Genomic DNA, 19,567 nt, shown 5'->3' with positions numbered 1-19,567 from the left:
GATGACCGGAACACCTGACAAGCTCCTGGAAGCGCTGCGGGCCTCCGTCAAGGAGACGGAGCGCCTCCGGCAGCGCAACCGCCTGCTTGTCGAGGCGTCGTCCGCACCCGTGGCCATCGTCGGCATGAGCTGCCGGCTCCCGGGCGGGGTGACCACGCCCGAGGAGCTGTGGGAGCTGCTGGGCGCGGGCGGTGACGCCATCTCCGGCTTCCCCACCGACCGGGGCTGGGACACCGAGAGCGTGTACGACCCGGACCCCGACCACCAGGGCACTTCCTACGTGATCGAGGGCGGGTTCCTCGACGGCGCGGCGGACTTCGACGCCGGACTGTTCGGGATCAGCCCGCGCGAGGCCCTCGCCATGGACCCGCAGCAGCGGCTGCTCCTCGAAGCGTCGTGGGAGGCGCTCGAGCGCGCGGGAGTCACCCCCGCCTCCCTGCGCGGCTCGACGACCGGTGTCTTCGTCGGCGTGGCCCCTACCGACTACGTGGGCCACCCCGGTCTGCGGAGCGTCGAAGGCATCGAGGGACACCTGACGACCGGAGGCGCGGCCAGTGTGATGTCAGGCCGCATCTCGTACCTGCTCGGCCTGCAGGGGCCCGCCGTGTCCATCGACACCGCGTGCTCCTCCTCGCTGGTGGCCCTGCACATCGCGGCCCAGGCCGTGCGCTCCGGGGAGTGCTCGCTCGCGCTGGTCGGCGGTGTCACGGTGATGGCCTCGCCCCTGGGCTTCATCGGCTTCTCCCGGCAGCGCGGCCTCGCCGAGGACGGACGATGCAAGGCGTTCTCCGCCCAGGCCGACGGCATGGGCATGGGCGAGGGCGTGGGCATGCTGGTGCTGGAGCGGCTGTCCGACGCCCAGCGCAACGGCCACCCGGTCCTCGCCGTGATACGCGGCTCGGCGATCAACCAGGACGGCGCCTCCAACGGCATGACCGCGCCCAACGGCCCCTCCCAGCAGCGGGTCATCCGCGCCGCCCTGGCCAACGCGCACGTGGCGGCGACCGACGTGGACGTCGTCGAGGCGCACGGCACGGGCACCGCGCTCGGCGACCCGATCGAGGCGCAGGCGCTGCTCGCGACCTACGGCCAGGACCGGCCGGAGGACCGTCCGCTGTGGCTGGGCTCGGTGAAGTCCAACATCGGGCACCCTCAGCAGGCGGCCGGTGTGGCCGGCGTGATCAAGATGGTGCTGGCGCTGCAGCACGAGCAACTGCCGCGCACCCTGCACGCCGACGAGCCCTCCCCGCACATCGACTGGACCGAGGGCCACGTACGGCTGCTCACCGAGGCCCGGCCGTGGCAGCCCGGCGAGCGACCCCGCCGCGCGGGCGTCTCCTCCTTCGGCATCAGCGGCACCAACGCCCACGTCATCCTGGAGGAGGCGCCCGCGGTCGACCCGTCCGACGAGCCTGAACCGACGACGGCGCCGGTGGCCCCCGTGGTGTCGGGTGCGCATGCCTGGCTGGTGTCCAGCCGCTCGGCTGCCGGTCTCGCGGCGCAGGCGGACCGGCTGCGCGAGTGGGTGACCGTGCGGCCTGAGCTGGAGCCGGCCGATGTGGCGTGGTCTCTGGCGGCGACGCGTTCGGTGTTCGAGCACCGGGCTGTGGTGCTGGGCGGGGAGGGTTTGGGGTGTCTGGCCGAGGGTGTGGCCAGTGGTGATGTGGTGTCGGGTGTGGCACGGCCCGGAGTGCGTCCGGTGTTCGTGTTCCCGGGGCAGGGTTCGCAGTGGCTGGGTATGGGCCGGGAACTGGTTGAGGTGAGCCCGGTGTTCGCGGCGCGGCTCGCGGAATGCGCGGCGGCACTGGCGCCTCATGTCGAGTGGTCGCTGATGGATGTGCTGGCGGGGGTGGAGGGTGCTCCGGCGCTGGAGGCGGCTGATGTGGTGCAGCCGGTGTTGTGGGCGGTGATGGTGTCGCTGGCTGCGGTGTGGGAGGCGGCGGGTGTGGTGCCGGACGCTGTCGTCGGTCATTCGCAGGGTGAGATTGCGACGGCGACGGTGGCGGGGATGTTGTCGCTGGAGGACGCCGCGCGGGTGGTGGCGTTGCGGTCGCGGTCGTTGAAGGTGCTGGCGGGCGCGGGCGGCATGCTGTCGGTTGCCGCCTCCGCCGAGACGGTGGAGGGCCGGATGGACGACCGGGTCGCGCTGGCAGCCGTCAACGGTCCGGCGGCGGTGGTGGTGTCGGGTGAGCCGCAGGCTTTGGAGGAGCTGAGGGCTGAGTTCGAGGCCGAGGGCGTTCGGGCGCGGCTGGTGGCGGTGGATTACGCGTCGCACGGTCCGCAGGTCGACCGTCTGGAGGCGGAGATCCGAGAGGTTCTCTCGTGCATCTCTCCGCGTCGGGGCCGGGTGCCGATGGTGTCGGCGATGTCGGGTGAGACGCTGACCGGCGAGGAGCTGGACGCCGGGTACTGGTACGACAGCCTCCGCAACACCGTCCACTTCGCCTCCGCCGTCCGGACCCTGGCCGGGCAGGGTCACCAGGTGTTCATCGAGGTCTCCCCGCACCCGGTCCTCACCGGCGCCATCACGGACACGCTGGAAGAGGTCGCCGAGATCGGTGCTGTGCCGGGTGCGGTGTGCGGGACGCTGCGCCGGGACGACGACAGCGCGGCCCGGATCGTGACCTCGCTGGCCGAGGCGTGGGTGCAGGGCGCGTCCGTCGACTGGACGAAGGTGCTGCCCGCAGCGGAACGGATAGAACTGCCGACGTACGCCTTCCAGCACGAGCGCTACTGGCCGAAGGCGGTAATGGCCTCAGGCGGCGACGCGTCGTCACTGGGCCTGGGTTCCCTGGCCCACCCGCTGCTCAGCGCGGTGGTGGAGCTGGCCGATGGCGCGGGAGTGGTGTGCACCGGGCGTCTGTCGGTGCGGTCGCACCCGTGGCTGGCCGATCACCGCGTCGGCGGGGTGATCCTGCTGCCGGGCACCGGTTTCGTGGAACTGGCGGTCCAGGCGGGCGACCTGGTGGGCTGCGGTGTGCTGGAGGAACTCACCCTCCAGGCGCCGCTCGTCGTACCGGACGGCGGCGCGGGTGTTCAGGTGCAGGTGGCGGTGGGGGTCGAGGAGGCCGGCGAGCGCCGGTCGGTGGAGGTGTATTCGCGGACCGATGGCGCCGGGGAGACGTGGATCCGGCACGCCACCGGCGTGCTCGTGCCGGCCGGCCGGGCCGTCGACGCCGGTGAGGAGTGGGCCGTCTGGCCGCCGAGCGGGGCCGACGCGGTGGACGTCGGCGGCATGTACCAGGCGCTGGGGGCGGCGTCGTACGAGTACGGCCCGGTGTTCCAGGGGCTGAAGGCGGTGTGGCGGCGCGACGGCGAGGTGTACGCCGAGGTCGCGTTGGCGCAGGACGAGGCTTCGCAGGCCACCGCCTTCGGTCTGCACCCGGCGCTGCTGGACGCGGTGCTCCAGGCGGGCGCGCTGGCCGAGGCGCCCGGGGGCGCCGCGCAGGACGACGCGGGGGAGGTGCGGTTGCCGTTCGCCTGGACCGGCGTACAGCTGCACGCCACCGGCGCGTCCGTCCTGCGGGCGCGGATCCGCCGGGACGAGCAGGGCAGCCTGTCGTTCACGGCTGTGGACGTCGCCGGTGCCCCGGTGGTTACGGTGGCCTCGCTGATCACCCGCGCGGTGGCGGCGGATCAACTCCGCTCGGCCGGCACGGAATCCGGGCTGGCGGACGCCCTGTTCGCGATGGACTGGGTGCCCGTCCCCGAGTCGGCACCCGCCGCCCCGGCGGGGGAATGGGCGCTGGTCGGCGCCGACCGCTTCGGCCTGGTCGAGGCGCTGGCCGGCACCGGCGTTCAGGTGCGGCCCTTCGCCGACCTGGCCGAGCTGGCCGAGGCGGCGGAGTTCGCTCCCGGCGTGGTGCTGGCATGCGCCGGTACCGGGCAGCCGAACGGCGCCGACGCGGCGCGGGCGGCACAGGAGGCCACCGGCGAGGCGCTGGCGCTGGTACAGCGGTGGCTCGGCGAGGAGCGGTTCGAGGAAGCCCGGCTCGTCGTGGTCACCCGGGGCGGCGTCGCCGCGTCCGGAAGTGAGGGCGTCGTCGACCTTGCGGCGGCGGCGGCTCGTGGTCTGCTGCGTTCCGCGCAGTCGGAGAACCCGGGCCGGATCGTGCTGGCCGACCTGCCGGCCGGCGGTGCCGACGACCGGTCCGCCGCGCTGCTGCCGTCCGTCCTGGACAGCGGCGAGCCCGAACTCGCCCTGCGCGACGCGGTCGCGTACGGCAGGCGTCTGATCCGCCCGTCCGGCGACCTGGTGGCGCCCGGGGGCGCGTGGCGGCTGACGCCGGACGAGACCGGCTCGCTGGAGGGGCTGCGGCTGGCGGCGGCGGGGGACGTGGACGGCCCGCTGCCGGACGGCTGGGTGCGGATCGCGGTGCGGGCGGCCGGCCTGAACTTCAAGGATGTGCTGATCAGTCTGGGCATGTACCCGGGCGGCGGGCTGATGGGCAGCGAGGTCGCCGGTGTCGTGGTCGAGACCGGGCCCGGGGTCGATGGCCTTGCGGTCGGCGACCGGGTGATGGGCGTGGCGGCAGGCGGGTTCGGCCCGCTGGCCGTCACCGACGCCCGACAGGTGGTGCGCATCCCGGACGGCTGGTCCTTCACGGACGCGGCCTCCGTCCCGGTCGCCTTCATGACGGCCTGGTACGCGCTGGTCGAGCTGGCGGGTGTCCGTGCCGGTCAGCGGGTGCTGATCCACGCGGGCGCCGGTGGCGTGGGCATGGCCGCCGTGCAGATAGCGCGGCACCTGGGCGCCGAGGTGTTCGCGACAGCGAGCCCGGCGAAGTGGCCGGTGCTGGAGCTGATGGGGTTGGACGCCGGGCACATCGCGTCGTCGCGGGACGCAGGCTTCGAGGCTCGGTTCCTGGAGGCGACCGGTGGCGTGGACGTGGTCGTCAACTCGCTGACCGGTGAGCTGATCGACGCGTCGCTGCGGTTGCTGCCGCGCGGCGGGGCCTTCGTCGAGATGGGCGCGACCGATCTGCGCGACGCGGACACGGTGGCGGCGGAGCACCCCGGCGTGACGTACCGACCGTTCAACCTGGCGGAGGCCGGTCCCGAGGGCCTCGGCGAGATGCTCGGCCGGATCAGTGCGCTGATGGCCGGCGGGGCGTTGTCGCTGCTGCCGGTGCGGGCGTGGGACGTGCGGCGGGCGCGGGAGGCGTTCCGGTTCATGTCGCAGGCCAAGCACACCGGCAAGATGGTCCTGACGATCCCGAGCGCGCCGCACACGGGCGCCGCGTCGGCCCTCGTCACCGGCGGCACGGGCACGCTGGGCGCCCTGGTGGCACGTCACCTGGCGGCGACGGGCCGCGCCGACTCGGTGGTGCTGACCAGCCGTTCGGGAGCCGGCGCGCCGGGCGTGGCCGAATTGGTCGCGCAGCTCGCGGAGTCGGGCACCTCGGTGCAGGTGGCCGCGTGTGACGCGGCCGACCGCGACGCGCTGGCCACGTTGCTGGCCGGCATCCCGGCCGAGGCCCCGCTGCGCATCGTCATCCACACCGCGGGTGTCCTGGACGACGGCACGATCGGCTCGCTGACGGCGGACCGGGTGGCGGCGGTGATGCGGCCCAAGGTGGACGGCGCCTGGAACCTGCACGAGCTGACCCGCCACCTCGACCTCGACCACTTCGTCCTGTTCTCCTCCGGGTCCTCGGTGTTCTCCAGCCCCGGCCAGGGCAACTACGTGGCCGCCAACGCGTTCCTCGACGCCCTCGCCACCCGACGCCGTGCAGCGGGCCTGCCCGCCTCCTCGCTCGCCTGGGGCCTGTGGGCCGACACCAGCGCGCTGACCGGGCAGCTCACCGAGGCCGAGCGGGCCCGGATGAACCGCGGCGGAGCCGTCGCGCTGAGCGCCGAGGAGGGCCTGGCCCTGCTGGACGTGGCGCTCGCCCGCGACGAGGCCGTCCTCGTCCCGGCCCGGTGGGACATCGCCGGGATGCGAGCCCAGGCCGCCCGCAGCGCCGAGGTCCCGCCCCTGTGGCGGGCGCTGGTCGGCGCCGGCACCGGTCGACGCACGGCCGCCTCCGGCAGCACCGGGGCCGGGGCGGACTCGCTGCGCCGCCAGTTGGCCGGGATGGCCGAACAGGACCGCCGGCGGATGCTCATGGACCTGGTCCGCACGCACGCCGCCGCCGTCCTCGGACACGCCACCGTCGACGCGATCGCGCCCACCCGGGCCTTCACCGACCTGGGCTTCGACTCGCTGACCGCCGTGGAGATGCGCAACCGGCTGTCCGGCGTGACCGGACTGCGGCTGCCGGCCACCCTCGTCTTCGACTACCCCAGCCCGATCGCGCTCGCCGCCCACCTGCGGGCCGAACTCGTCGGCGACGGCACACAGCCCGCCGCGCTGCCGCCGGTCCGCACGGCCGCGGCGACCGACGACGAGCCGATCGCCATCGTCGGCATGGCGTGCCGACTCCCCGGCAGCGCCGATGATCCCGACGCCCTCTGGCAGTTGCTCGTCTCCGGGACGGACGCGATCAGCGGCTTCCCGGACGACCGGGGCTGGGACGAGGGGCTCTACGACCCCGACCCCGACACCGAGGGCACCGTCTACACCCGCTCCGGTGGATTCATCTCGGACGCCCGAGGCTTCGACGCCGACTTCTTCGGGATCAGCCCGCGTGAGGCCCTGGCCATGGACCCGCAGCAGCGGCTGCTGCTGGAGGTGTCCTGGGAAGCGCTGGAGCGTTCCGGGATCGACCCGGACACCCTGCGCGGAACCTCGGCCGGAGTCTTCGTCGGCGGCTTCGCCTCCAGCTACGGGCTGGGCGTCGCGATGGGAGGCGAGGGCACCGAGGGCCACGCGACCACCGGATTCGCCACGAGCGTGATGTCGGGCCGGGTCTCCTACACCCTCGGTCTGGAGGGCCCGGCACTCACGGTGGACACCGCGTGCTCGTCCTCTCTGGTGGCGCTGCACCTCGCCGTTCAGGCGCTGCGCGGCGGCGAGTGCACGATGGCGTTGGCCGGCGGGTCCACCGTCATCGCGACCCCGGACGGGCTCATCGGTTTCAGCAGACAGCGCGGCCTCGCCGAGGACGGACGCTGCAAGGCGTTCTCCGCCCAGGCCGACGGCATGGGTTTCGCCGAGGGCGTGGGCATGCTCGTGGTGGAGCGGCTGTCGGACGCCCGGCGCAATGGACACCCGGTCCTTGCGGTGGTGCGTGGCAGTGCGGTGAACCAGGATGGTGCGTCGAACGGGTTGACGGCGCCGAACGGTCCGTCGCAGCAGCGCGTGATCCGAGCCGCGCTGGCCGATGCTCGGCTGACGCCGGCCGACGTGGACGTCGTCGAGGCACACGGTACGGGTACGACGCTGGGTGACCCGATCGAGGCGCAGGCGCTGCTCGCGACCTACGGCCAGGAGCGGCCGGAGGGCCGGCCGCTGTGGCTGGGCTCGGTGAAGTCGAACATTGGTCACACGCAGGCTGCTGCAGGTGTGGCGGGTGTGATGAAGATGGTGTTGGCCCTGCAGCACGAGCGGTTGCCGCGCACGCTCCATGTCGACGAGCCCTCGCCGCACGTCGACTGGTCGGCGGGTGAGGTGTCTCTGCTGACGGAACCGGTGGAGTGGCCGGCCGGTGAGCGGGTGCGCCGAGGGGGCGTGTCCTCGTTCGGCATCAGCGGCACCAACGCCCACATCATCATCGAGGAGGCGCCCGCCGACGTGCCTGTCGAGTCGTCCGGTGAGGTCGAGCCGGTGGTGTCGGGTGCGCATGCCTGGCTGGTGTCGAGCCGCTCGGCTGCCGGTCTCGCGGCGCAGGCGTACCGGCTGCGCGAGTGGGTGACCGTGCGGCCTGAGCTGGAGCCGGCTGATGTGGCGTGGTCGTTGGCGGCGTCGCGTTCGGTGTTCGAGCACCGGGCTGTGGTGCTGGGCGGGGAGGGTTTGGGGTGTCTGGCCGAGGGTGTGGCCAGTGGTGATGTGGTGTCGGGGGTGGCACGGCCCGGAGTGCGTCCGGTGTTCGTGTTCCCGGGCCAGGGTTCGCAGTGGCTGGGTATGGGCCGGGAACTGGTTGAGGTGAGCCCGGTGTTCGCGGCGCGGCTCGCGGAATGCGCGGCGGCACTGGCGCCTCATGTCGAGTGGTCGCTGATGGATGTGCTGGCGGGGGTGGAGGGTGCTCCGGCGCTGGAGGCGGCTGATGTGGTGCAGCCGGTGTTGTGGGCGGTGATGGTGTCGCTGGCTGCGGTGTGGGAGGCGGCGGGTGTGGTGCCGGAGGCCGTGGTCGGTCATTCGCAGGGTGAGATTGCGGCGGCGACGGTGGCGGGGATGTTGTCGCTGGAGGACGCGGCGCTGGTGGTGGGGTTGCGGTCGCGGTCGTTGAAGGTGCTGGCGGGTGCGGGCGGGATGCTGTCGGTTGCCGCGTCCGCCGAGACGGTGGAGGGCCGGTTGGACGACCGGGTCGCGCTGGCTGCGGTGAACGGTCCGGCGGCGGTGGTGGTGTCGGGTGAGCCGCAGGCTTTGGAGGAGTTGAAGGCTGAGTTCGAGGCCGAGGGCGTTCGGGCGCGGCTGGTGGCGGTGGATTACGCGTCGCACGGTCCGCAGGTCGACCGTCTGGAGAGGGAGATCCGAGAGGTTCTCTCGTGGATCTCCCCGCGTCGGGGCCGGGTGCCGATGGTGTCGGCGATGTCGGGTGAGACGCTGACCGGCGAGGAGCTGGACGCCGGGTATTGGTACGACAGCCTCCGCAACACCGTCCACTTCGACCGTGCGGTGCGGACGCTGGCCGGGCAGGGTCACCAGGTGTTCATCGAGGTCTCCCCGCACCCGGTGCTGTTCGGCGCCATCACGGACACGCTGGAGGAGGCGGCCGGGGCTGCCGGGCCCGGTGCTGTGCCAGGTGCGGTGTGCGGGACGCTGCGCCGGGACGACGACAGCGCGGCCCGGATCGTGACCTCGCTGGCCGAGGCGTGGGTGCAGGGCGCGTCCGTCGACTGGACGAAGGTGCTGCCCGCAGCGGAACGCATAGAACTGCCGACGTACGCCTTCCAGCACGAGAGTTTTTGGCCGAAGGCGGCGGTCTCTTCGAGTGGCGACGCGTCGTCGCTGGGCCTGGGTTCCCTGGCCCACCCGCTGCTCAGCGCGGTGGTGGAGCTGGCCGATGGCGCGGGGGTCGTGTGCACCGGCCGGCTGTCGGTGCGGTCGCACCCGTGGCTCGCCGATCACCGCGTCGGAGGTGTGATCCTGCTGCCGGGCACCGGTTTCGTGGAACTGGCGGTCCAGGCCGGGGACCAGGTGGGCTGCGGTGTGCTGGAGGAACTCACCCTCCAGGCGCCGCTCGTCGTACCGGAGTCCGGTGGGATCCAGGTGCAGGTCGTGGTGGCCGCGGCGGTCGACGGGCGCCGGTCGGTGGAGGTGTATGCGCGCACCGACGGCGCCGGGGAGACGTGGGTCCAGCACGCCGAGGGCGTGCTCGCGCCGACCGGGCAGGAGGTGGGCGCCGGTGAGGAGTTCGCCGTCTGGCCGCCGAGCGGGGCGAGTGCCGTGGACATCAGCGGGATGTACCAGGCGCCGGAGTCGTCCTACCAGTACGGCCCGGTGTTCCAGGGGCTGAAGGCGGTGTGGCGGCGCGACGGCGACGTGTTCGCCGAGGTCGCGCTGCCGGAGCCGGTGGTGCAGGAGGCCGGTGGCTTCGTCCTGCACCCGGCGCTGCTCGACGCCGTACTCCAGGCCAGCGGCCTGGCCGAGGCGCCCGGGGGCGCCGCGCAGGACGACGCGGGGGAGGTGCGGTTGCCGTTCGCGTGGACCGGCGTGCAGCTGTACGCGGCGGGTGCGACGGTGCTGCGGGCGCGAATTCGCCGGGACGCGCAGGGCAGCCTGAACCTGGCCGCCGTGGACGCGGCCGGTGCCCCGGTGGTCTCGGTGGACTCGCTGATCACCCGCGCGGTGACGGCGGATCAACTCAGCTCGGCGGGTACGGAATCGGGGCTGGCGGACGCCCTGTTCGCCGTCGAATGGGCCCCGCTCGCCGAGAGTGCCGCCCCGGCGGGGGAGTGGGCGCTGGTCGGCGCCGACCGCTTCGGCCTGGTCGAGGCGTTGGCCGGCACCGGCGTTCAGGTGCGGCCCTTCGCCGACCTGGCGGAACTCTCCGCCGCAGCCGAGGCCCGCGAGATCGACCCGCAGGCGGTGCTGGTCTGCACCGGGGCGCCCGACGCGACCGACGGCAACGCGGCGCGAGCCGCCCGGTACGCCACCGGCGAGGCGCTGGCGCTGGCGCAGGACTGGCTGGCCGAGGAGCGGTTGGAGTCCGCCCGGCTGGTGGTCGTCACCCGTGGCGGGGTCGCCGCCACGGCCGGGGAGCGCGTCGCAGACCTCGCTGCCGCCGCCGCCCGGGGCCTGTTGCGCTCGGCGCAGGCGGAGAACCCGGACCGGATCGTCCTGGTCGACCTGCCGGCCGGCGGCGCCGACGACCGGTCCGCCGCGCTGCTGCCGTCCGTCCTGGACAGCGGCGAGCCCGAACTCGCTCTGCGCGGCGAGGCCGCCTACGGGCGCCGGCTGACGCGTGCGTCTGTCGCCGGGGCGTCAGTTGAACACCCCGACGGCCCGCGCGTCGCCCCCTCGGTGCTGGTGACCGGCGGCACGGGCACGCTCGGCGGACTGGTCGCCCGGCACCTGGTGACCACCGGCCGCGCCGCCGGCGTGGTACTCACCAGCCGCTCGGGCCCGGCCGCCGTCGACGTCCCCGCGCTGGCGGCCGAACTCGCCGGGCTCGGCGCGGCCGTCGACGTCGTGGCCTGTGACGCGGCGGACCGGGACGCGTTGGCCGCGGTGCTGGCGGCGATCCCCGCCGAGCGCCCGCTCAGGTCGGTCGTCCACGCCGCCGGTGTGCTGGACGACGGCGTGATCGCCGCGCTCACCCCGGAGCGGCTGGACACCGTCATGCGGCCCAAGGCCGACGCGGCCTGGCACCTGCACGAGCTGACCCGTGACCTCGACCTGGACCACTTCGTCCTGTTCTCCTCGGCGGCGGCCACCTTCGGCGTCGCCGGGCAGGGCAACTATGTGGCGGCCAACGCGTTCCTGGACGCGCTGGCCGTCGAGCGCCGGGCCGCGGGACTGCCGGGCACCTCGCTGGCCTGGGGCCTGTGGGCCGACACCAGCGCGCTGACCGGGCAGCTCACCGAGGTCGCCCGGTCCCGTATGAGCCGGGTCGGCGCGCTCAGCGCGGCTGAGGGCCTGGCCCTGTTCGACGTGTCGGTGGCCCGCGACGAGGCGGTGCTCGTCCCGGTCCGGATGGACCTGGCCGACCTGCGTGCGCGGGCCGCCCGCAGCGGCGAGATCCCGGCGCTGTGGCGGACGCTGGGCGGCGCCCCGGCCCGGCGCGGCGCCGCGTCCGGAAGTCCGGGCGCGGACTCGCTGCGCCGTCAGCTCGCCGCGCTGTCCCCAGCGGACGCGGACGAGATGCTGCTCGACCTGGTGCGCGCCCAGGTGGCGGTGGTGCTGGGGCACGCGTCCGGGGACGCCGTGGAGCCCGGCCGGGCCTTCACCGATCTGGGCTTCGACTCGCTGACCGCGGTCCAGCTCCGCAACCGGCTGAGCACGGCCACCGGACTGCGGCTGCCCGCCACCCTCGTCTTCGACTACCCCAACCCGATATCGCTCGCGGCGCACCTGCGCGAACGGCTGGGCGGCGGTACCGAAGCAGGCGCCGCCATGGCGCCGGCGGCCGCCGCGGCCACCGACGAGCCGATCGCGATCGTGGGGTTGAGCTGCCGCTTCCCCGGCGGCGTGGACGGTCCCGAGGACCTGTGGCGGCTGCTCGCCGAGGGACGGGACGCGGTCACCACGTTCCCCGCGGACCGCGGATGGGACCTGGACGGCCTCTACGACCCGGACGCCGAGCACCTGGGCACCTCGTACACGCGGGCCGGCGGATTCCTGGACGACGCCAGCGCCTTCGACGCCGGCTTCTTCGGGATCAGCCCGAAGGAGGCCCTGGCGATGGACCCGCAGCAGCGGCTGCTGCTGGAGCTGTCCTGGGAGGCGTTCGAGCGGGCCGGCATCGACCCGGTCTCCCTGCGCGGCAGCCGGACCGGCGCGTTCATGGGCGGCTACACCTCGGGCTACGAACTGAGCGTCCTCGCCGACCCCGACTCGGGGGCCGAAGGCCACCTGATGACCGGCATCGCCACCAGCATCCTCTCCGGCCGGGTGGCCTACGCCCTCGGTCTGGAAGGACCGACGATGACGGTCGACACCGCCTGCTCGTCCGCCCTGGTGGCGTTGCACCTGGCCGCGCAGGCGCTGCGGTCCGGCGAGTGCTCGCTGGCCGTGGCCGGCGGTGTGACGGTCATGGCGACGCCGGGCACCTTCGTCGAGTTCTCCCGGCAGCGCGGGCTGGCGCCGGACGGGCGGTGCAAGGCGTTCGCGGCCGACGCGGACGGCACCGGCTTCGCCGAGGGCGCCGGCCTCCTCGTCGTCGAGCGGCTCTCCGACGCCCGGCGCAACGGGCGTCGCGTGCTGGCGGTGCTGCGCGGCAGCGCGATCAACCAGGACGGTGCGTCGAACGGTCTGACGGCGCCGAACGGCCCGTCGCAGCAGCGCGTCATCCGCGCCGCACTGGCCAACGCCGGACTGCGGGCCGACGAGATCGACGCCGTGGAGGCCCACGGCACCGGCACCACGCTCGGCGACCCGATCGAGGCGCAGGCGGTGCTGGCCACCTACGGCCAGAACCGTCCGCAGGACCGGCCGGCCTGGCTGGGCACGGTGAAGTCCAACATCGGACACACCCAGGCCGCCGCGGGCGCGGCGGGCGTCATCAAGATGGTGCTCGCCCTCCAGCACGGCCTGCTGCCCGCCACGCTCCACGTGGACGAGCCGTCGCCGCACATCGACTGGACCGAGGGCCATGTGCAGCTGCTCACCGAGGCCCGGCCGTGGCCGGCCGGCGAGCGTCCGCGCCGCGCGGGCGTCTCCTCCTTCGGCATCAGCGGCACCAACGCCCACGTCGTCCTGGAGGAGGCACCGGCACCCGAACCGCCCGCGGACGCCGAGCCGGCGCCCGCCGTGGTGCCGTGGGTGCTGGCCGGGCGCACCGACGAGGCCTTGAGGGCACAGGCCGCGCGGCTGCGCGCGTTCCTCGCGGACCGGCCGGACGTGGACCCGGCCGACGTCGGCCGCACGCTGACCCTGCGCACGGCCTTCGACCACCGGGCGGTCGTGCTCGGCGAGGACCGGGAGTCCCTGCTGGTCGGGCTGGCCATGGCGGCGGCGGGCGTGCCGGCCAGGAACGTGCTCATCGGCACCGCCGCGGGAGAGCGCAAGGCGCTGTTCTTCTTCCCTGGCGACGGGCCTGACGAGGCGTCGGGCGACGGGCCCGGCAACTCGCCCGGGAACGTGCCCGGATGGCTTGCCTCGGCCGCCCGGCTGCTCGACGAGTCTCCGGTCTTCGCGGCCTCGATGGCCGAATGCGCCATGGCCCTGGCCCCGTTCACGGACTGGAAGCTGAGCGAGACGGTACGCGGAGGCGCCGTGGCGGTGGACCGGCCGGAGGTGCGCGGTCCCGTGCAGTGGGCGGTCATGGTGTCGCTCGCCGCGCTGTGGCGCTCGGCGGGTGTGCGCCCGGCCGCGGTCGCCGGGCACGGCGTGGGCGAGATCGCCGCCGCCCAGGTGGCCGGAGTGCTGTCCCTCGCCGACGCGGCCAGGATCGCGGTGCTCACCACCCGGCCCGCCGGCGCCCCGGGCTTGGCCGAACTGTCCGCGATCGCCCCGAGGACGGAGGGCGTGCCGGTCTTCTCCGGCCGCGACGCGGCGTGGATCGACGGTGCGGCGATGGGGGCGGGCCACTGGTGTCGCCCGCCGCGACCGGCCGCGCCCGTGGCCGAACTCGCCGAGGCCCTGGCGGGGGGCGGCTACGGCCTCTGCATCGAGGTCGGCCCGTCCCTGGCGTCCACCGCCGAGATCGGCCGCGCCCCCGCGGCGGCAGACGACCCGTCCCGATCCGTCGCCGTGGTCGCGACGCTGCGCGGCGACGGATCGGGACTCGGCGCCGTCACGGCGGCGCTGGCCGCCGCCCACGTCCGCGGTGCCGCGGTCGACTGGCTCGCGGTGCTGGGCCGCGGGCGGCACGTCGATCTGCCCACCTACGCCTTCCAGCGTCAGCGGTTCTGGCCCGCCGCGCCCCGGCCCGCGGCCACGCCGCCCGCGGCCGCTGCGGGCGAGGACCGTTTCTGGACGGCGGTGGAGGGCGGCGACCTGGCCGCACTGGCCTCCGTGCTCGGTGTCGACGAGCCGCTGCGCGCGGACATGCCGCTGAGCGAGGTGCTGGCGGGCCTGACGGCGTGGCGGCGCCGCGAGAGCGAGCACGGGCGGCCCGGCGGTCCGGCAGGTGACGAGGCGTCAGCCGACACCCTGGGCTGGCTGCGACGGCTGCTGGACCTGCCGTCGGAAAAGCGGCTCGACCTGCTCGTCGACCTGCTGCGCGGACAGTTCGCCGAACTCCTCGGCTATGAGACGGAGGAGCAGATCCGGCCCGACGCGGACGTGTTCGAGTTGGGAATGACGTCGATGACGGCCGTGCAACTGCAGGTGACCCTGATTCGACAGCTGGGCGTGCAACCGCCCGAGGGATTTGTTTATGATTACTATTCGCCGGCAGCGTTGGCCGATTTCCTCTCCGGGATTCTTCCGGATTCACTCGCGGAGGCCGATCCGGGCCCTGAGGTTCTCTAGGAATCCCGCCGAATTCCATTGATGGGATGGTTAAGTGCCGAACGAAAATTCAGCGTCCGTCATATCTGTCGGCGCGTCGAACCGCACGAGCATCCCGCCCGCCGCCCGCATCGCGGCCACCGCCAAAGAGAAGTCAATGTGGATGGTGGACAAGCTGGCTCCGGATTCCGCGGCCAACAACATAGGAGTCGCCCTCCAGGTCGGCGGGCGGCTGCGGCCGGACGCCCTGCAGGCGGCCATGGCCGTCGTGCTCGGGCAGTACGAGGCACTGCGCACCGTCTTCCTCGAGTCCGGCGCGGACCTGTTCAAGCAGGTCGTCCCCGTCGGTGAGTCGGCCGTCGAGATCGAGCCGCTCGACCTGTCCGGAGGCCGTCCGGAGCAGGACCTGGCGGCCTTTGTCAGCCGGCCGTTCCGGTTCGACGGACGGCCGTTGGCCCGGATCGGGGCCGCCGGCCACCCGGACGGCGACATCCTGTGCGTCGCCGTGCACCACCTGGTCTTCGACATGAGGTCCGCGGTCCTGTTCCTCCAGGCGTTCCTCGCCGCCTACGACGCGATCGCGGCAGGCCGGCCCGTGCCCGCGCCGCCGGCCGGCGCGACCCTGACCGAGACCGGCCCGAAGCCCGCGGACCTCGCCCACTGGCGGGAGGCCCTCAGCGGGTTCTCGCTCGGTGAGCTCGACCTGTGGTGCGGCCTGCCGCGCGGGCGCCGGCCCGCCATGACCGGCGAGAGCGTCGGCCATGTCCTCTCCGCCGAGGCGCAGCGGGCCGTGCGGCAGCTCCAGCGCACCGCCCGCGCGCCGGTCGCGGCGATCCTGCTGGCCGGGTACGCCGCCCTGCTCGCCGCGCACGGCGCCGGACCGGACCTCGTCGTCGGCTCGCCGGTCGACGTCCGCGGCTCGCGCGAGAGCGCCATCGGCAACCATGCCAACGTCGTCCCGCTGCGGGTCACGGTGGACTTCGCCGAGGGCTTCCGGGCCCTGGTACGCAAGGCTCGCGACGCCTTCCTCGGCGCCATGGCGCACCCGACCTCCGTGGACGACCTGGCCGGCGTGGCGGCAGGCGTCGAGCAGTCCTGGCAGCGCCCGCTGTTCCGGCACCTGTTCAACTTCCTGCCCGAGATGGCCGTAGGCGAGCTGACCGTGGCCGGGCTGCCCGCCAGGCTGCTGCCGATCGAGAGCCCGCACAGCAAGTACGACCTCGAACTCGTCGGCAGGCCGTCCGGCGGCGAGCTGCTGTTCCGGTACTCCCGCGAGATCTTCTCCCGCGCCGACGTGGAGGCGCTGCTGCGCCGGCTCGACGCGCTGCTGGTCGCCGCCGCCGAGGACCCCGACCGGCCACTGGGCGAGACCGCCGGCTGGAGCAGCCCCGACCGCCAGGCCGTCGACCGGGCCAACGACACCGCCGGCCGCCCACGCCACCCCGTCGTCCCCGAGGCGTTCGCCGAGCATGCGTCAAATGCGCCGCGGGCCGCGGCCGTGGCCGGCGACGACCGTGCCCTCGGCTACCAGGAGCTGCACGAGCAGGCGGAGGCGGTCCGCGCGCTGCTGGCCGCCGTCGGCGTCCAGGCCGGAGACGTGGTGGCGACCGCCGTATCCCCTGTGGAGCAGGCGGCCGCGGCCCTCGGCGTGTGGCGGACGGGTGCCGTCCTGCTGCCGCTCGACCCCCGACAGGACCCCGCCTGGCTCGACCGCCGGATCGAACAGGCGCAGCCCGCCGCGGTGCTGACCGGAGCGGGAACCGATCTGGCCGACGTCCGTCTGACCCGCTTCCTGCCGGGCGACCTGGCCGGTCTCGACCTGCCCGTCGTCCTGTCGATGGACACCGCCCCGGCGCCCGGCACCGCCGCGCCCGGCACCGCCGCTCCCCTCGACCCGGCCGCGCCCGCCTGCCTGTTCCACGACTGCGGGGACGACGGGCAGCCGGTGGCCAGGGCGCTGAGCCACACGGGACTCGCCGACAGCGCCGGGCACTTCGCCGCCGAACTCGGCGTGCGACCCGGAACCGGGCTGCTGTCCCTCGCGGAGCCCTCCACACCCGGCGCGATCCTCGACCTGGGGTTGGCACTGAGCGCGGGTGCCCGGCTCGTGCTCGCCCCCGAACAGGCACGCACCGGCGGCGCCGCCCTGCGCGCGGCGGTCGACCGGTACGGCGCGTCCGTCGTGCTCGTCCCGTCCGGCACCCCGGCCCGCATCCTGGAGGATCTCGGCGACCGGCTGCCGGGACTGACCGCCCTCGTGCACGCCGGGGAGATCACCCGCGCCACCGCCGGGCGGCTGCTGGCGGCCGGCTGCCGGCTGTACGGCGTCGACGGCATCGAGGGCACCACCGGCCGGGTGCTGTCAGGACCCGTCGACACGGTCGACCACGCGCCCCGCCTTGCGCCCATCACTCGTACACATGCCCGGATCACCGCCCCGGACGGGCGCGAGCTGCCGATCGGCGTGCGCGGCGAGCTGCGCCTGGCGGGCACCGGTCTCGCCGACGGCACGACCGATGAGCGATACGGACGGCGCCTGCGCACCGGAGTGCAGGCCCGTTGGCGCCCCGACGGAACCATCGAACTGCTCGGCCGGACCAGCCGGCAGACAGCCACCCCGGACGGCCCGGCCGACCTCGACCGGGTCGAGGCGGTGCTGCTGGACCACCCCGGCGTGACCGCGGCCGCCGCCCTGGCCGTCGCCCGCCCCGACGACACCCAGGTGATCGTCGCCTTCGTCGAGCACCCCGGCGCCGATCCTGCGCAGCAGCATCAGCAGCTGCTCGCGCACGCGGCGTCCGGCCTGGACACGCCCGCCGTACTCCGGCGGGTCGTCCTCCTCGACGCCCTGCCCCGCGCCGTCGACGGCCGCCCCGACCGGATCGCTCTGGAACGGCTCGCCGAGAAGGAGCTGGGCGAGGCACCCGAGCCGGACCCGGCCGACGACGACCCGCTGTGCGCCGGCCTCATCGGGCTGTGGCGCAGCCTGCTGCCCGATGCAGAGGTCACCGCACGGACCCACTTCTTCGAGTCCGGAGGTCATTCGCTGGCCGCGGCGATCCTGGCCGACCGGGTTCAGGAACTGACCGGCACGTCCCTCGAACTGAAGGAGATCTTCGAGCATCCGACCCCCGCGGCCCTGGCCGCGAGGCTGCGCGGGTGACACCGAGGCAAGGCAGCTCGCGGCGCGGGAGACCCGGCCGTCGCGGACCGACCACGACACCGCAGGGAAGAGTCAATGACCGCTGATTTCACACAGCACCGCCTCGCCGTCATCGGCGCCGGCGTGATGGGCACGAACATCTCGACGCTCGCCATGGGGCACGGCGTCGACGTCGTACTGGTCGAGACCGACGAGTCCGCACTGGCCTCGGCGAAGACGACGATCAGGCAGAAGCTGCGGCACGCCCAGCTGATGGACGTGCTGCCGGCCGACCGCCCGCAGGGTTCGCTGACCGTCACCGCCTCGCTCGAGGACATCGCGGACGCCACCACCGTGGTCGAGGCCGTGACCGAGGTCGTCGAGGTCAAGGAGCAGGTCCTGACCGCGGCCTCCGCGCTGGTGCGGCCCGGCACCACCCTGATATCCAACACCTCCTGCATCTCCATCGACGAGATGGCGGCCTGGGTCCAGCGCCCCGAGGAGCTGCTCGGCGTCCACTTCATGAACCCCTCGTACATGATCAAGATGGTGGAGGTCATCCGCGGCACCCGGACCGCCCCCGAGATCCTGGAGGCGGCCGTCGGGCTGCTTTCCGTGCTGGGCCGGAAGTCCCTGGTCATCAACGACTCCACCGGCTTCGTGATCAACCGGCTGCTGCACCCGCTGATCAACACCGCGGCCATGCTCGTGCAGGAGGGCGTCGCCTCGGTGGAGGTCGTCGACGGCCTGCTGGAAGGCTGCCTCGGGCACTCGACCGGTCCGCTGCGCACCGGCGACCTGATCGGCCTGGACAACCTGGTCGACTCGCTAAACGTGCTCTACGAGAGCCGCGGTGACGAGAGCTGCCGTCCCTGCGACCTGATGCTCCAGCTCGTCAAGGACGGCCATCACGGCCGCAAGACCGGGCGGGGTTTCTACGACTACGGCACGCCGGCGGCTTGACCGGCACCGCCCTCGCGGTCCGCCGCGCAGAAGTGCCTTGAACAAGAAGGGAGTTCAAGCCGGGCGGTCTTGTGCGCCGTGGGACGGACCGGCCAGGCTGGCTTCGTGGACAAACAACAATCAGCAGCCGAATCCACCGGGCCCGTGGCCGCAGAGGACATGAGGGCGTCGAACGCCGATCGAGACCAGGTGGTGGAGATCATCCGCGACGCGGCGGCCGAGGGCCGGCTGACTCCCGAGGAACTCGAACAGAGAGAGCAGTCGGCGCTGGCCGCGCGAACCCTGCGCGATCTGGCAACCCTGACCAGGGATCTGCCGGAGCAGCCGAAGCGGGCGAAATCGCCCGTCCCGGCCAAGGACCTCGTGAAGATCGAGAAGCGCATCGGCTCGGTCGAGTGGGTCGGCCCCTGGGTGGTCCCGCGCCGGATGGAGATCAAGCTGACGGTCGGCAACGCCAAGATCGACTTCAGCGACGCGGTGGTGACCGATGACGTGCTGTCGATCGACGTCGACCTCGGCATCGGAGGCGACCTGCTGCTGATCACCAGGCCGGGCATCGTGGTCGTGGCCAACGAGGTGATCGTGCGCATGGGCGATCTGAAGGTCCGCCCACCCGAGCAGGACCCGAATCACCCCGTGGACCTGCGGATCGAGGTCACCGGCCGGCTGCGCGGCGGCGACTTCGTCGTGCGCTATCCGCGCAGCCTGCGCTGACGGCGCTTGCGCCGCGAGGGCCGAGCGGCGCGCAACGTCGGGCCTTCGGCTCCCCGCTCGCCCTCGTCGGGTCGAAACCCGGCGAGGGC

General features: G+C 73.8%; 3 protein-coding genes and 1 pseudogene. All 4 read left to right on the top strand.

The genetic code is table 11. The features are described 5' to 3' along the window. Positions 1-16: 16 nt before the first annotated feature. Positions 17-14,611 (top strand): annotated as a pseudogene (locus tag ABD355_RS06090) (SDR family NAD(P)-dependent oxidoreductase); the annotation flags it as partial. Between the two features lie 211 nt (positions 14,612-14,822). Next, positions 14,823-17,822 (top strand): condensation domain-containing protein, encoded by a 3,000-nt coding sequence (locus tag ABD355_RS06085; protein ID WP_344399016.1) that lies wholly within the window; start codon positions 14,823-14,825, stop codon positions 17,820-17,822. Between the two features lie 75 nt (positions 17,823-17,897). Next, positions 17,898-18,764, top strand: coding sequence for a 3-hydroxyacyl-CoA dehydrogenase family protein (locus ABD355_RS06080; protein WP_344399015.1), 867 nt, complete (start codon positions 17,898-17,900; stop codon positions 18,762-18,764). 78 nt (positions 18,765-18,842) lie between these two features. Beyond that, positions 18,843-19,478 carry a DUF1707 SHOCT-like domain-containing protein gene (locus ABD355_RS06075; RefSeq protein ID WP_344399014.1) on the top strand — a complete coding sequence of 212 codons (636 nt, stop codon included), beginning with the start codon at positions 18,843-18,845 and terminating at the stop codon, positions 19,476-19,478. The last annotated feature ends 89 nt before the right edge of the window (positions 19,479-19,567 follow it).

Source organism: Streptomyces longisporus (assembly GCF_039532765.1).
Lineage (GTDB): Bacteria > Actinomycetota > Actinomycetes > Streptomycetales > Streptomycetaceae > Streptomyces > Streptomyces longisporus.
This window is presented reverse-complemented; position numbering and strand designations above follow the sequence as displayed.